The sequence below is a fragment of the Klebsiella sp. R445 genome (assembly GCF_051131755.1).
GTDB classification, from domain to species: Bacteria; Pseudomonadota; Gammaproteobacteria; order Enterobacterales; family Enterobacteriaceae; genus Klebsiella; species Klebsiella lignicola.
On sequence record NZ_CP180446.1, the window covers coordinates 4,023,297 to 4,037,313 of the forward strand.

Consider the following 14,017-nt stretch of genomic DNA (forward strand, 5'->3'; position numbering starts at 1 on the left):
ATGACTGATTCAACCGTAACTGCAAAACAAGGTATCAAACCTGAACATCTGACGATGGAAGAGTGGGTGGAGTCGCGTATCGCGCGCTTTGAGGGGCGGAAATACGACTGGAACGCGTTGAAATTCCAGGCCGATTTTGACCCGAAATATCGCCGTGCCCAGATGCGCTATATCGGCACCGGCGCCACCGGCGTCGCCAATGATACCAATACCGTCGCGGCAGAGAACTTCACCTTCTCCACCATGGTGCTGCCAGCGAAATGTGAAGGGCCGTTGCACCTGCACGACGACGTGGAGGAAGTGTTCTTCATGCTCAAAGGGCAGATCACGCTGATGATTCAGGATGGCGACGGCTATACCGAAACCGTGCTGCGCGAGCGCGACCTGATTTCCGTCCCGGCGGGGATCTACCGTGGGCTGTTTAACCACGGTGAAGAAGAGGCGTTGATGTGCGTGATGCTGGGGACGAAGAAGCCGAACATCCCGACCTACCCGGAAGATCATCCGCTGTCGAAAGTGAAGCGTAATTAAGGAGGCGCTATGACGGGTTTTCGTGAACAGGGGCAGGGCACGCCATTGATGTTGTTGCACGGCATCAGTTCCGGCGCGGCCTCCTGGCATAAACAGATGGCGCTATCCGGCTACCGCGTGCTGGCCTGGGATATGCCCGGTTATGGCGAAAGCCCGATGCTGCCGGTTGAGCGGGCCGATGCCGGCGATTATGCCGACGCGCTGGCACAGCTGCTGGACCGCGCCGGCGTTGCGCAGACGGTGCTGGTGGGACATTCCCTCGGTGCGCTGGTGGCCAGCGCTTTTGCGGCGAAGTATCCGCAGCGCGTGCGGTATCTGGTGCTAGCCGATGCCGCGCAAGGCTACGGTCAGGCAGAGGCGCAACAACGGGAAAAGGTCTGGCACAGCCGCCAGCAGCTGATCGCCCAGGGCGCCGAGGTCATGGCGTCCACCCGGGCAGCGAAGCTGTTGCATCCCTGTGCTAAGGCGAGCGATATCGCCACCGTGGCCGCCGGCATGCGCATGCTGCGTAGTGAGGGCTACCTTGCGGCGGCGTGGATGCTGGCGCACGACAATATTCACCGCTGGCTTGGTGACTATCGCGGCCGGTTTGAAGTGTGGTGCGGCGAACAGGACGCGATCACTCAGCCCGAACTGGTTCAGGGACTGGCGCTGCGCTACAGCATGCCGTACACCGCCATCCCGCAGGCGGGACATGCCAGCTATCTCGATAATGAAACCTTTTTTAATCAACAGCTTTTACGAGTAGGGGAAGAGGTGCGCGATGAATGCACAAATTGAAGGACGTGTTGCGGTCGTCACCGGAGGCTCGTCAGGGATCGGCTTTGAAACGCTGCGTCTGCTGCTGGGAGAAGGGGCGAACGTCGCCTTCTGCGGCCGCAATCCTGACCGCCTCGCCAGCGCCCATGCGGCGCTGCAAAACGAATATCCCGGCGCAGAGGTGTTCTCTTACTGCTGCGACGTGCTTAAAGAAGAAGAGGTTCAGGCCTTTGCCGCCGCGGTGGCTAAGCGCTTTGGCGGTACGGATATGTTGATCAACAACGCCGGGCAGGGCTACGTGGCGCATTTCGCCGACACCCCGCGCGCGGCGTGGCTGCACGAAGCCGAGCTGAAACTGTTTGGCGTCATTAACCCGGTGAACGCCTTCCTGTCGCAGCTGGAGCAGTCGGATATCGCCTCGATTACCTGCGTCAATTCACTGCTGGCACTGCAGCCGGAAGAGCACATGATCGCCACCTCCGCCGCCCGCGCGGCGCTGCTCAATATGACCCTGACGCTCTCAAAAGATCTGGTGGGAAAAGGGATCCGTGTGAACTCGATTTTGCTGGGCATGGTGGAGTCCGGGCAGTGGCAGCGGCGTTTTGAAAACCGCGCCGATAAGCGCCAGAGCTGGCCCGAGTGGACGGCAGATATCGCCCGTCAACGGGGGATCCCGATGGCACGTCTCGGCAAGCCGCAGGAGCCCGCGCAGGCGCTGCTGTTCCTGGCCTCGCCGCTGGCGTCGTTTACCACCGGTGCCGCGCTGGATGTCTCCGGCGGTTTTTGCCGTCACCTGTAAATAAGGAGCCATCATGAAAAAAATCATGCTTATCGGTTACGGCGCCATGGCGCAGGCGGTGATTGCCCGTCTGCCGGCAGAGGTGGCGCTAGGCTGGATTGTCGCCCGTGAACCGCACCATGCGGCGATCCGCGCCCGCTTCGGCGCGGCGGTGACGGTGCTCGACGACCCGCAGGATTGTAGCGAAAACCCGGACCTGGTGCTGGAGTGCGCCAGCCAGCAGGCGGTTGCGCAATTTGGCGAAGCGATTCTGGCGCGCGGCTGGCACCTGGCGGTGATCTCCACCGGCGCCCTCGCCGATAGCGCTCTTGAACAGCGCTTACAGCAGGCGGGCGGCCGTCTGAGCCTGTTATCCGGCGCGGTGGCGGGTATCGACGGACTGGCGGCGGCGAAAGAGGGCGGCCTGGAGCGGGTGACCTATCAGTCGCGTAAAAGCCCGGCCAGCTGGCGCGGCAGCTATGCAGAAATGCTGATTGACCTTAATGCGGTCAACGAAGCGACCATTTTTTTCGAGGGCAGCGCCCGTGAAGCGGCTCGCCTGTTTCCGGCGAACGCCAACGTCGCGGCCACCGTGGCGTTGGGCGGCATCGGGATGGATGACACCCGCGTGCAGCTGATGGTCGACCCGGTGACGCAACGCAATACCCATACGTTACATGTTGAAGGGCTGTTCGGCGAATTTCGCCTCGAGCTGAGCGGCTTACCGCTTGCCGATAACCCCAAAACTTCCACCCTGGCGGCACTGAGCGCGGTCCGCGCCTGCCGCGAACTGGCGCAACGCTGAGAGGCTGCGATGGATGACTTAACGATTTTTATCGGCGGCCACTGGCGCCACGGCACCGGAAACCTGATGCACAGCTACTTTCCGGCCGACGGTTCGGTGAATGCCAGCCTGTATGCGGCCAGCCTGGAGGATCTCGACGAGGCGATCGCCTGTGCCGATCGCGCCTGGCAGGATCCGGCCTGGCGCAACATGCTGGCGCACCAGCGGGCAAAGATCCTGCATAAGGTGGCGGATCTGATCGAATCACGCGTGGATGCGCTGGCGCAGATGCAAAGCCGCGACAATGGCAAACCGCTGGCGGAAACGCGGGGGCTGGTGATGAGCGCGGCGGGCTGCGCCCGATATTTTGCCGCCGCTTGCGAACTGCTGGAAGGGGAACTGCCGACGCCGCGCCACAACGATCTGCTGACCCTGAGCCGCTACGAGCCACTGGGCGTGGTGGCGGCGATCACGCCGTGGAACTCGCCGATCGCCAGCGAGATGCAAAAAGTGGCGCCGGCCATCGCCGCCGGTAACGCGGTGATCCTAAAACCGGCGGAAGCCACGCCGCTGATGGCGCTGGAGCTGGCGCGGATCTTCGAACAGGCCGGCCTGCCCGCCGGGCTGCTGAGCGTCCTGCCGGGGAAAGGCTCGGTGATTGGTGACGCGCTGGCCCGCCACCCGCGGGTACGCAAGATTTCGTTTACTGGCGGTACCCGTACCGGGCGTCATCTGGCGCACGTGGCGGCAGACAAACTGATCCCGGCGTCGCTGGAGCTGGGCGGGAAATCGCCGACCATCGTGCTGGAAGATGCCGATATTGACCAGGCGGCACGCGGTATCTGTTACGGCATTTTCAGTTCTGGCGGCCAGGCCTGTATCGCCGGCTCACGGCTGTTTGTTGATGAAAAAGTCTACCCGCAGCTGATGACGCGCCTGCTGGAGCTGACCCGCGGGCTGCGGATCGGCCATCCGTTTAATGCAGATACCCACGTCGGACCGCTGATTAATCAACAGCATCGCGACAGCGTGCTGGCCTACGTCGAACTGGCGAAACGCGAAGGCGGCCAGGTGCTGTGCGGCGGTGAGATCCCGGCGGATCCGGCGCTGGCGGCGGGCAGCTACTTCCAGCCGACGATCGTCGAAGGGCTGAGCAATAGCGCGCGCGTGTGCCAGGAAGAGATTTTCGGCCCGGTGCTGATCGCGATGCCGTTTAGCGATGAAGAGCAGCTGATCCGCGAGGCCAACGATTCGGTCTATGGCCTCGCGGCAGGCATCTGGACCCGCGACAGCGGACGCGCTCTGCGCTTAAGCGATCGCCTGGATACCGGAACGGTGTGGATCAACACCTACAAAGTTTTCTCCATTTCGACCCCGTTTGGGGGCTTTAAAGAGAGCGGTCTGGGCCGCGAAAAAGGCATTCAGGGGCTGAAAGCCTGGATGCAACAAAAGAGCATTTATCTGGCGACGGGTAATAGCGTGAATCACTGGTGCGATTGAGAGAAGGGTGAGCAATGAGCGAAATGATAACCGTCGGCGAAGCCATCGCCAGAACGCTGGAGCAGTATAACGTTGAGGCTATTTACGGCGTCATCTCCATTCATAACCTGCCGGTGGCCGATGCGATTGGTCAGCGCGGCAAGATCCGTTTTGTCCCGGCGCGCGGCGAAGCCGGCTCGGTCACCATGGCGGATGCCCACGGTCGCTTCTCCGGCCTTGGGGTGGCGCTGACCAGTACCGGCGCCGGAGCGGGCAACGCGGTTGGCGCGCTGGTCGAGGCGATGAACGCCGGTACGCCGCTGCTGCATCTGACCGGTCAGGTGGAGAAAACCTGGCTGGATGCGGATACCGGTTTTATTCACGAAACCCGCGATCAGCTGAGCTTCCTGAAAGCCAGCTCTAAACGCGCGTGGCGGATCAGCAATGCCAACCAGGCCATCGCGATTCTGCACAAAGCCATCCAGGAGGCACAGACGCCGCCGTGCGGGCCGGTTTCGGTGGAGATCCCGATTGATATTCAAGGGGCGAAAATACCACTGTCGCTGGTGACCGCACCACTGAGCACCGCGCCGGTAGCGTCCGCTGACCCGGCCATGGTGGATGCTCTGTGGGCGCAGCTGAAGCAGGCTAAACAGCCGCTGCTGTGGCTCGGCGGCGGCGCCATCGCCAGCGGAGAAGCGGTGAAGGCACTGGCGGATGCGGGGATCACCGTGATCTCCAGCACCCACGGACGCGGCATTCTGCCGGACAGCCATCGCGCCAGCCTGCGCGCGTTCCATAACTCGCCTTCCGTTGAGGCGCTGATGGCGCAATGTGATTTTACGCTGGTGGCGGGCTCGCGCCTGCGCAGCAACGAAACCCGCTCCTGGACGCTGGAGCTACCGTCTCCGCGGGTGCAGATTGATATCGACCCGGCGGCGGCCAGCCGTAACTATCTGATGGACAACACCGTGACGGCCGACTGCAGCGTGATGCTGAGCGCACTGGCGGCAAAGGCGCGGGGGCGTGAGTGGGGCAGTGCCCAGTGGGACGGGCAAATAAAAGCGGCGCTGGAGCTGGCAGAGCAGGGGCTACGCGAGCAATGCGGCGCCTATGCTCAGCTGAACGACGCTATTGCGCAGGCGTTGCCTGACGACGGTATTCTGGTTCGCGACATCACTGTTTCCGGTAGCCTGTGGGGCAGCCGTCTGTTCCGCGCCCATGGCCCGATGATGAACGTGCATTCGCTGGCCGGGGCCATTGGCATGGGGCTGCCGATGGCTATCGGGACCGCCATCGCGAACCCACAGCGCAAGATCGTTGGCCTGGTGGGCGACGGTGGCCTGAGCCTGAACCTGGGCGAGCTGGCGACGCTGGCGCAGGAAAAAGCCAACGTGACCTTGATTATCATGAACGATGGCGGCTATGGGGTGATGCGCGGTATTCAGGATAAATATTTTGGTGGTCGTCAGTATTACAACGAGCTGCATACGCCGGACTTCACGCTGCTGGCGCAGGCCATTGGTCTGCAGGCGTGGAGCGTTGAGCGGGCGGACGATTTCCGCGCGGTGATGACCGAAGCGCTGGCGATGCCGGGGCCATCGGTGGTTGAAGTCAGAATGGGTAGCATCGGCGCGTTGCGCTTTGCCGGGCCGCCGCAGAAGACCCTCTACTAGCCAGCTTCCCCCTCCCGTTATGCCCGTGAGGGGGAAAAGGCATTACTTAATGCCGTCCGCTTTCATGCGATCGCGGATGTGCTGGGCGCGTTCTTCAGATGCCGGGTGATCGTCAAACATCGAGCTTTGACGACCGGCTTCCAGTTTGGCCAGCTTCTCGAAGCTGGTGGCCAGCCCCGCTGGGTTAATTCCACGTTTGCGCAGCAGATCGTAGGAGTAGTCGTCGGCTTCTGATTCCTGGCGCTGGGAGAACTGCGAGTTCACCAGTTTTTCGCCGAGATCGCCGAGCTGAGATTGCGACAGGCTACCGACGATACCGCCAGCGGAGGCGGCTGCGGCGCGAACGGCGTTGGTGCCGAGGGCGACCTGCATACCTTTCTTCACATGGCCGAGGGCGACGTGGCCCATTTCATGGCCGATCACGGCTTCGACTTCGTTATCGTTCATGATATCCATCAGGCCGCTGTACACGCGGATACAACCGTTAGCCATCGCAAAGGCGTTCACGTCTTTGGTTTCATAGACTTTGTAATTCACCGGCTGGCCGTTGATGTTGTCGCCCAGCGCGGCGGCGATTTTACTCAGGCGCTGGCTGTACTGGCTGCTGGCAGGAGAAATCGTGGCTTTCGCATCCATCTCTTTGCAGGCCTGATCGCTTAAGGCTTTTACCTGCGCATCGTTCAGCGAGTAAGCCTGAAAAGCTTCTGCGCCGGAGCTGAGAAGGGCGTTGGAGTCCATGTTCTGACATCCGCTAAGGGTTGCGGCAATCCCAAGGGCAAGAATAGTTGAGCGAATTTTCATTTTTATCTTCCACAATCGTTCGATGATCTGTCTGAAAATGACGACGATAAGCCAGTCGCATCCTGCACAAATTATAAAGACTATTGCGCAACAAGGGTGAGAGGATTCCGGGGCAGCACAACGTGTTCCGGAGATTTCTTAAACCACAAAAGGATGCTCCATGTACATGCTTTGTCGCTTGGGTTACATTGTTGTCACTTTTTTCTGGCATAGCCCAAAATGCGCTCTCGTCAAGCCGTTAAGGGTATGACCTTCAACAGTCCGAACTGGAGTCAAAATGTCCTCACGTAAAGAGCTTGCTAACGCTATTCGTGCGCTGAGCATGGATGCTGTACAGAAAGCCAAATCCGGCCACCCGGGTGCCCCGATGGGTATGGCTGACATTGCCGAAGTCCTGTGGCGTGATTTCCTGAACCATAACCCACAGAATCCGTCCTGGGCCGATCGTGACCGCTTCGTGCTGTCCAATGGCCATGGCTCCATGCTGATCTACAGCCTGTTGCACCTCACCGGTTACGACCTGCCGATCGAAGAGCTGAAAAACTTCCGTCAGCTGCACTCTAAAACCCCGGGTCACCCGGAAGTGGGCTACACCGCGGGTGTGGAAACGACCACCGGTCCGCTGGGTCAGGGTATTGCTAACGCCGTAGGTATGGCTATCGCAGAAAAAACGCTGGCGGCGCAGTTCAACCGTCCGGGCCACGATATCGTTGACCACTTCACCTACGCCTTTATGGGCGACGGCTGCATGATGGAAGGGATCTCTCACGAGGTTTGCTCCCTGGCCGGTACCCTGAAACTGGGTAAACTGGTGGCGTTCTATGACGACAACGGTATCTCCATCGACGGTCACGTTGAAGGCTGGTTCACCGACGATACGGCAAAACGCTTTGAAGCTTACGGCTGGCACGTTGTGCGTGGCGTAGACGGTCACGACGCCGATGCCATCAAACGTGCAGTAGAAGAAGCGCGCGCGGTCACCGACAAACCGTCCCTGCTGATGTGCAAAACCATCATCGGTTTCGGTTCCCCGAACAAAGCCGGTACGCACGACTCCCACGGCGCACCGCTGGGCGACGCAGAAATTGCGCTGACCCGTGACGCGCTGGGCTGGCATCACCCGGCCTTCGAAATCCCGTCTGATATCTATGCGCAGTGGGATGCGAAAGAAGCCGGTCAGGCGAAAGAAGCCTCCTGGAACGAGAAGTTCGCAGCTTATGCGAAAGCCTTCCCGCAGGAAGCAGCTGAATTCACCCGTCGTATGAAAGGTGACATGCCGTCTGATTTCGATGCGAAAGCCAATGAATTCATCGCCAGACTGCAGGCTAATCCTTCCAAGATTGCCAGCCGTAAAGCGTCTCAGAATGCGATCGAAGCGTTCGGTCCGCTGCTGCCAGAGTTCCTCGGCGGTTCCGCTGACCTGGCGCCATCTAACCTGACTATCTGGTCTGGTTCGAAAGCGATTAACGAAGATACCGCCGGTAACTACATCCATTACGGCGTGCGTGAGTTCGGTATGACCGCTATCGCTAACGGTATCTCCCTGCACGGCGGCTTCCTGCCGTACACCTCGACCTTCCTGATGTTCGTCGAATATGCCCGTAACGCGGTGCGTATGGCGGCACTGATGAAGCAGCGTCAGGTGATGGTGTACACCCACGACTCTATCGGTCTGGGCGAAGATGGCCCGACTCACCAGCCGGTTGAGCAGGTTGCTTCCCTGCGCGTTACACCGAACATGTCCACCTGGCGTCCGTGTGACCAGGTTGAATCTGCGGTGGCGTGGAAATATGGCGTTGAGCGTCATGACGGCCCGACTGCGCTGATTCTGTCTCGTCAGAACCTGGCACAACAGGATCGTACCGAGCAGCAGCTGAAAGACATCGCTCGCGGTGGCTACGTGCTGAAAGATTGCGCAGGCCAGCCTGAGCTTATCTTCATCGCGACCGGTTCTGAAGTTGAGCTGGCGGTTGCCGCCTGGGACAAACTGACTGCCGAAGGCGTGAAGGCGCGCGTGGTTTCCATGCCGTCCACCGACGCGTTCGACAAGCAGGATGCCGCTTACCGCGAATCCGTGCTGCCGAAAGCCGTCTCTGCGCGTGTGGCCATTGAAGCCGGTATCGCTGATTACTGGTTCAAATACGTCGGCCTGAACGGCGCTATCGTCGGTATGACCACCTTCGGTGAGTCTGCGCCGGCAGAGCTGCTGTTCGAAGAGTTTGGCTTCACCGTGGAAAACGTGGTCGCCAAAGCGAAAGCGCTGCTGTAGTCGTCTGCATCCTGGTTATCCAGGGGCTAACGTCAGAAAAAACCGGGAATTTTCCCGGTTTTTTTTTATCTTCGTTATTCCCAAAAGCCGTCTGGCGATGGCATATTATTCCAACAAAAATGTGACGAATGTCAGATAACTCACTTCTTCCACTGGACAGCCATTCCTTTTATTCCTTGTTTCGCTTATTCTAGCTGAAGCGTTTCAGTCGTATAAATGTTCGACAATTAATCAATCAGTCGCAGTTTGCGACGGGTAAGGTTTCCCTTAAGGCGCGGCTGGATTACTCTGTCAGCCATCTCAAATCAGGGACAACCTTGCAGGAGACCTATGACCATACGCATCGCGATTAATGGCTTCGGTCGCATAGGACGCAACGTGGTTCGCGCGTTATACGAATCCGGGCGTCGTGCGGAAATTACCGTGGTGGCTATCAACGAACTGGCGGACGCCGCAGGCATCGCGCATTTGTTGAAATATGACACCAGCCATGGGCGCTTTGCCTGGGATGTTCGCCAGGAGCGAGAGCAGCTGTTTGTCGGCGATGATGCCATTCGCCTGCTGCACGAACCTTCGATTGCGGCGCTGCCCTGGCAGGAACTGGCGGTTGATATCGTTCTGGATTGTACCGGCGTGTATGGCAGTCGTGAGCATGGCGAAGCCCATCTTCAGGCTGGGGCAAAGAAAGTGCTCTTTTCCCATCCCGGTGCCAGCGATCTCGACGCGACCGTGGTATTTGGCGTGAACCACGAAGAGCTACGTGCCGAGCATCGTATTGTCTCTAACGCCTCCTGCACCACCAACTGCATTATCCCGGTCATAAAGCTGTTAGATGATGCCTACGGCATAGAGTCAGGAACGGTAACGACAATTCACTCCGCGATGCACGATCAGCAGGTGATCGATGCTTATCATCCGGACCTGCGGCGTACGCGTGCTGCGAGCCAGTCGATCATTCCGGTTGATACCAAATTGTCCGCGGGAATTACGCGAATTTTCCCGCAATTTAATGACCGTTTTGAGGCGATTGCGGTCCGCGTTCCGACGATTAATGTGACGGCGATCGACCTGAGCGTCACGGTGAGAAATCCCGTAAAAGCCAGTGAAGTCAACCAGTTGCTGCAAAAAGCAGCACAAGGTGCATTTCATGGTATAGTTGACTATACGGAATTGCCGTTGGTCTCGATAGATTTTAACCACGACCCGCACAGCGCCATCGTTGATGGCACGCAAACCCGGGTGAGTGGTGCCCATCTGATCAAAACACTGGTCTGGTGCGATAATGAATGGGGCTTTGCTAACCGGATGCTCGACACGACGTTAGCGATGGCCGTTATTGGTTTCAGGTGAGACATCCCTGCGCAAAATCGTTCGCGATCGCGCGTATGGCGTCTGCAAAACTTTAAGAATCATTGAGAGGATTCACCATGTCTGTAATTAAGATGACCGATCTGGATCTGGCTGGTAAACGCGTTTTCATCCGTGCCGATCTGAACGTACCAGTTAAAGACGGGAAAGTAACCAGCGACGCGCGTATCCGTGCTTCTCTGCCGACCATTGAGCTGGCTCTGAAACAGGGTGCTAAAGTGATGGTCACTTCTCACCTGGGTCGTCCGACCGAAGGCGAGTACAACGAAGAATTCTCTCTGCTGCCGGTTGTTAATTACCTGAAAGACAAACTGTCTAACCCGGTACGTCTGGTTAAAGATTACCTGGATGGCGTTGAAGTTGCCGCGGGTGAACTGGTGGTTCTGGAAAACGTTCGCTTTAACAAAGGCGAGAAGAAAGACGACGAAGCGCTGTCCAAAAAATACGCGGCACTGTGTGACGTGTTCGTGATGGATGCATTCGGTACTGCACACCGTGCACAGGCATCTACCCACGGTATCGGTAAATTCGCCGACGTCGCTTGCGCGGGCCCGCTGCTGGCTGCTGAGCTTGATGCGCTGGGTAAAGCGCTGAAAGAACCGGCTCGTCCGATGGTTGCTATCGTCGGTGGTTCTAAAGTTTCTACCAAACTGACCGTGCTGGACTCTCTGTCCAAAATCGCTGACCAGCTGATCGTTGGCGGTGGTATCGCCAACACCTTCGTTGCAGCCCAGGGCCACAACGTTGGTAAATCCCTGTATGAAGCAGACCTGGTTGATGAAGCTAAGCGCCTGCTGACCACCTGTGATATCCCGGTCCCGACAGACGTTCGCGTAGCCACTGAGTTCTCCGAAACCGCTACCGCAACCCTGAAATCTGTTAGCGACATCAAAGATGAAGAGCAGATTCTGGACCTGGGCGACGTTTCTGCACAGAAACTGGCTGATATCCTGAAAAACGCTAAAACTATTCTGTGGAATGGTCCGGTTGGCGTATTCGAATTCCCGAACTTCCGTAAAGGTACCGAAATCGTAGCTAACGCGATTGCTGACAGCGAAGGTTTCTCCATCGCAGGCGGCGGCGACACCCTGGCAGCGATCGACCTGTTCGGTATTTCGGACAAAATCTCCTACATCTCCACCGGCGGCGGCGCATTCCTCGAATTCGTGGAAGGCAAAGTACTGCCAGCTGTAGCGATGCTTGAAGAGCGCGCTAAGAAGTAAGTTTGATCAGGCGGGACATTCCCGCCTGTTTTACAAATAAAATTCAATTTGTTGCTTTAAATCGTTGGTGTTGCAGGAAGCGGGCAACAGCGCGAACGTCGGGGACTGACGTCACCGGGGAACGCGAGGTCAGCCAGAGGACTGCCACACCAGTGATGGCGAGCATAAACGGCCGAAGATACAGGACTACGTAACATGTCTAAAATTTTTGATTTCGTAAAACCTGGCGTGATCACTGGTGATGACGTTCAGAAAGTGTTCCAGGTAGCTAAAGAAAACAACTTTGCTCTGCCAGCGGTTAACTGTGTGGGTACTGACTCCATCAACGCCGTTCTGGAAGCAGCTGCAAAAGCTAAATCTCCGGTTATCGTTCAGTTCTCTAACGGCGGCGCTGCGTTCATCGCAGGCAAAGGCGTGAAAACTGACGTTCCGCAGGGTGCTGCAATCCTGGGTGCTATCTCTGGCGCACATCACGTTCACCAGATGGCTGAACATTACGGCGTGCCGGTTATTCTGCACACTGACCACTGCGCGAAGAAACTGCTGCCGTGGATCGACGGTCTGCTGGACGCGGGTGAAAAACACTACGCTGCTACCGGCAAACCGCTGTTCTCTTCTCACATGATCGACCTGTCTGAAGAGACCCTGCACGAAAACATCGAAATCTGTTCTAAATATCTGGCGCGCATGGCCAAAATGGACATGACTCTGGAAATCGAACTGGGTTGCACCGGTGGCGAAGAAGACGGCGTGGACAACAGCCACATGGACGCTTCTGCACTGTACACTCAGCCGGAAGACGTTGATTACGCGTACACTGAACTGAGCAAAATCAGCCCGCGTTTCACCATCGCTGCTTCCTTCGGTAACGTACACGGCGTGTACAAGCCGGGTAACGTTGTTCTGACCCCGACTATCCTGCGCGATTCTCAGGAATATGTTTCTAAGAAACACAACCTGCCGCACAACAGCCTGAACTTCGTCTTCCACGGCGGTTCCGGTTCTTCCGCTCAGGAAATCAAAGATTCCGTCAGCTACGGCGTTATCAAAATGAACATCGATACCGATACCCAATGGGCAACCTGGGACGGTATCCTGCAGTACTACAAAACCAACGAAGCTTACCTGCAGGGCCAGCTGGGCAACCCGAAAGGCGAAGACCAGCCGAACAAGAAATACTACGATCCGCGCGTATGGCTGCGCGCTGCACAGGCGTCCATGGTGACTCGTCTGGAGCAGGCATTTAAAGAACTGAACGCGATCGACGTTCTGTAAGAACATTCTGTTTCTTGCCCAAAAGCCCGCGCTATTGCGGGCTTTTTTACATCTGAAGCCAGTGATTGGTCACGGGAAATTGTGATCAACTTGGCAAAATATGCCCTTATTGTTTACCCTTAGTTAACCTGATGATTGCAGGTCTGGTTATTTATTTCCCCTATGGGTATTCATAAGGAATGTTAAATGGAAGATTTGAACGTTGGCGACAGCCTACATAACGCCAGCTCGTGGCTGGTGCGCAATCAGGAGCTGCTGCTGAGCTATGCCGTCAATATCGTCGCTGCCATCGCGATTATCATTGTCGGGATGATCGTGGCACGGGTGGTATCGAATACGGTTAACCGCCTGATGCTGGCGCGCAAGATTGATGCGACCGTTGCCGATTTTCTGTCTGCGCTTGTACGCTATGCCGTTATCGCCTTTACCTTGATTGCCGCACTGGGCCGCGTCGGCGTGCAGACGGCATCGGTGATCGCCGTCCTCGGTGCCGCGGGTCTGGCCGTCGGTCTGGCGCTGCAAGGCTCCTTGTCTAACCTCGCCGCAGGTGTACTGCTGGTGATGTTCCGTCCGTTCCGCGCGGGTGAGTATGTCGATCTCGGTGGCATTGCCGGTACCGTGCTGAACGTGCAGATCTTCTCGACCACGATGCGCACGGTTGACGGCAAAATTGTGGTGATCCCCAACGGCAAAATTATTGCCGGCAATATCATTAACTTTTCCCGCGAGCCGGTGCGCCGTAATGAATTCATTATCGGCGTATCCTACGATGCCGACATTGATAAGGTGAAGCAGCTGCTCACCAATATCATCGAATCGGAAGATCGTATCCTTAAGGATCGCGAAATGACCGTGCGTCTGCATGAGCTGGGGGCATCCTCAGTAAACTATGTGGTGCGTGCATGGAGCCAGAGCAGCGACCTGCAAAGCGTTTACTGGGACGTGCTGGAGCGTATTAAGCGTGACTTTGACGCGAACGGCATCAGCTTCCCGTACCCGCAAATGGATGTCCATGTGGTTCGCCCGCAGGAGAAAGTGGAGTAATTCGCCGCCGATATGCCAGGCCTGACCGTC

Annotated in this window: 12 protein-coding genes; 11 read left to right on the plus strand and 1 reads right to left on the minus strand. The window is 57.7% G+C overall.

The features are described 5' to 3' along the window. Genes ACMYSN_RS18930 through ACMYSN_RS18955 form a run of 6 tightly spaced genes read left to right on the plus strand, consistent with a single transcriptional unit; the run spans nucleotide 1 to nucleotide 6,007 of the window. Nucleotides 1-531 (plus strand): cupin domain-containing protein, encoded by a 531-nt coding sequence (locus ACMYSN_RS18930; protein WP_462495782.1) that lies wholly within the window; start codon nucleotides 1-3, stop codon nucleotides 529-531. A 9-nt stretch (nucleotides 532-540) separates the two neighbouring features. Then, on the plus strand, nucleotides 541-1,311 hold the full coding sequence (locus ACMYSN_RS18935; RefSeq protein WP_462495783.1) for an alpha/beta fold hydrolase: 771 nt from the start codon (nucleotides 541-543) through the stop codon (nucleotides 1,309-1,311). Continuing rightward, nucleotides 1,295-2,089, plus strand: coding sequence for an SDR family oxidoreductase (locus ACMYSN_RS18940; protein ID WP_462495784.1), 795 nt, complete (start codon nucleotides 1,295-1,297; stop codon nucleotides 2,087-2,089). The genes ACMYSN_RS18935 and ACMYSN_RS18940 overlap by 17 nt, the downstream gene beginning before the upstream one ends. Nucleotides 2,090-2,102: 13 nt before the next feature. After that, a complete protein-coding gene (locus ACMYSN_RS18945; protein ID WP_462495785.1) occupies nucleotides 2,103-2,873 on the plus strand; it encodes an aspartate dehydrogenase in 771 nt (256 codons plus the stop codon). 9 nt (nucleotides 2,874-2,882) lie between these two features. After that, the gene (locus ACMYSN_RS18950; protein ID WP_462495786.1) at nucleotides 2,883-4,352 is read left to right on the plus strand and encodes an aldehyde dehydrogenase; all 1,470 of its coding nucleotides are present in this window, start codon (nucleotides 2,883-2,885) and stop codon (nucleotides 4,350-4,352) included. A gap of 14 nt (nucleotides 4,353-4,366) precedes the next feature. Then, the gene (locus tag ACMYSN_RS18955) at nucleotides 4,367-6,007 is read left to right on the plus strand and encodes a thiamine pyrophosphate-binding protein (protein ID WP_462495787.1); all 1,641 of its coding nucleotides are present in this window, start codon (nucleotides 4,367-4,369) and stop codon (nucleotides 6,005-6,007) included. Between the two features lie 42 nt (nucleotides 6,008-6,049). Here the strand turns inward: ACMYSN_RS18955 and loiP are convergent, their stop codons facing one another. After that, complete coding sequence (gene loiP, locus ACMYSN_RS18960; RefSeq protein WP_462495788.1) at nucleotides 6,050-6,808, minus strand: M48 family metallopeptidase; 759 nt, start codon at nucleotides 6,806-6,808, stop codon at nucleotides 6,050-6,052. Nucleotides 6,809-7,085: 277 nt separating this feature from the next. Between loiP and tkt the strand changes: the two genes are divergently transcribed. The 5 genes from tkt to mscS all read left to right on the plus strand — a co-directional run bounded on the left by tkt (nucleotide 7,086) and on the right by mscS (nucleotide 13,987). After that, on the plus strand, nucleotides 7,086-9,077 hold the full coding sequence (gene tkt / locus ACMYSN_RS18965; RefSeq protein WP_462495789.1) for a transketolase family protein: 1,992 nt from the start codon (nucleotides 7,086-7,088) through the stop codon (nucleotides 9,075-9,077). A 330-nt stretch (nucleotides 9,078-9,407) separates the two neighbouring features. Continuing rightward, nucleotides 9,408-10,427 (plus strand): erythrose-4-phosphate dehydrogenase, encoded by a 1,020-nt coding sequence (gene epd, locus ACMYSN_RS18970; RefSeq protein ID WP_123756534.1) that lies wholly within the window; start codon nucleotides 9,408-9,410, stop codon nucleotides 10,425-10,427. 77 nt (nucleotides 10,428-10,504) lie between these two features. Continuing rightward, complete coding sequence (gene pgk / locus ACMYSN_RS18975) at nucleotides 10,505-11,668, plus strand: phosphoglycerate kinase (RefSeq protein WP_123756535.1); 1,164 nt, start codon at nucleotides 10,505-10,507, stop codon at nucleotides 11,666-11,668. A gap of 195 nt (nucleotides 11,669-11,863) precedes the next feature. Beyond that, entirely contained in the window at nucleotides 11,864-12,943 is a 1,080-nt protein-coding gene (fbaA, locus tag ACMYSN_RS18980; protein WP_123756536.1) for a class II fructose-bisphosphate aldolase, read from the plus strand. Nucleotides 12,944-13,129: 186 nt separating this feature from the next. Further along, nucleotides 13,130-13,987, plus strand: coding sequence for a small-conductance mechanosensitive channel MscS (gene mscS / locus ACMYSN_RS18985; protein ID WP_462495790.1), 858 nt, complete (start codon nucleotides 13,130-13,132; stop codon nucleotides 13,985-13,987). Nucleotides 13,988-14,017: the final 30 nt, after the last annotated feature.

Bases quoted from the DNA above. Each gene is read 5' to 3' on its own strand.
- ACMYSN_RS18940 (WP_462495784.1), top strand. From the start codon at position 1,295: ATGAATGCACAAATTGAAGGACGTGTTGCGGTCGTCACCGGAGGCTCG.
- tkt (WP_462495789.1), top strand. From the start codon at position 7,086: ATGTCCTCACGTAAAGAGCTTGCTAACGCTATTCGTGCGCTGAGCATG.
- pgk (WP_123756535.1), top strand. From the start codon at position 10,505: ATGTCTGTAATTAAGATGACCGATCTGGATCTGGCTGGTAAACGCGTT.
- loiP (WP_462495788.1), bottom strand. From the start codon at position 6,808: ATGAAAATTCGCTCAACTATTCTTGCCCTTGGGATTGCCGCAACCCTT.
- ACMYSN_RS18950 (WP_462495786.1), top strand. From the start codon at position 2,883: ATGGATGACTTAACGATTTTTATCGGCGGCCACTGGCGCCACGGCACC.
- mscS (WP_462495790.1), top strand. From the start codon at position 13,130: ATGGAAGATTTGAACGTTGGCGACAGCCTACATAACGCCAGCTCGTGG.
- ACMYSN_RS18935 (WP_462495783.1), top strand. From the start codon at position 541: ATGACGGGTTTTCGTGAACAGGGGCAGGGCACGCCATTGATGTTGTTG.
- ACMYSN_RS18945 (WP_462495785.1), top strand. From the start codon at position 2,103: ATGAAAAAAATCATGCTTATCGGTTACGGCGCCATGGCGCAGGCGGTG.
- ACMYSN_RS18930 (WP_462495782.1), top strand. From the start codon at position 1: ATGACTGATTCAACCGTAACTGCAAAACAAGGTATCAAACCTGAACAT.
- fbaA (WP_123756536.1), top strand. From the start codon at position 11,864: ATGTCTAAAATTTTTGATTTCGTAAAACCTGGCGTGATCACTGGTGAT.
- epd (WP_123756534.1), top strand. From the start codon at position 9,408: ATGACCATACGCATCGCGATTAATGGCTTCGGTCGCATAGGACGCAAC.
- ACMYSN_RS18955 (WP_462495787.1), top strand. From the start codon at position 4,367: ATGAGCGAAATGATAACCGTCGGCGAAGCCATCGCCAGAACGCTGGAG.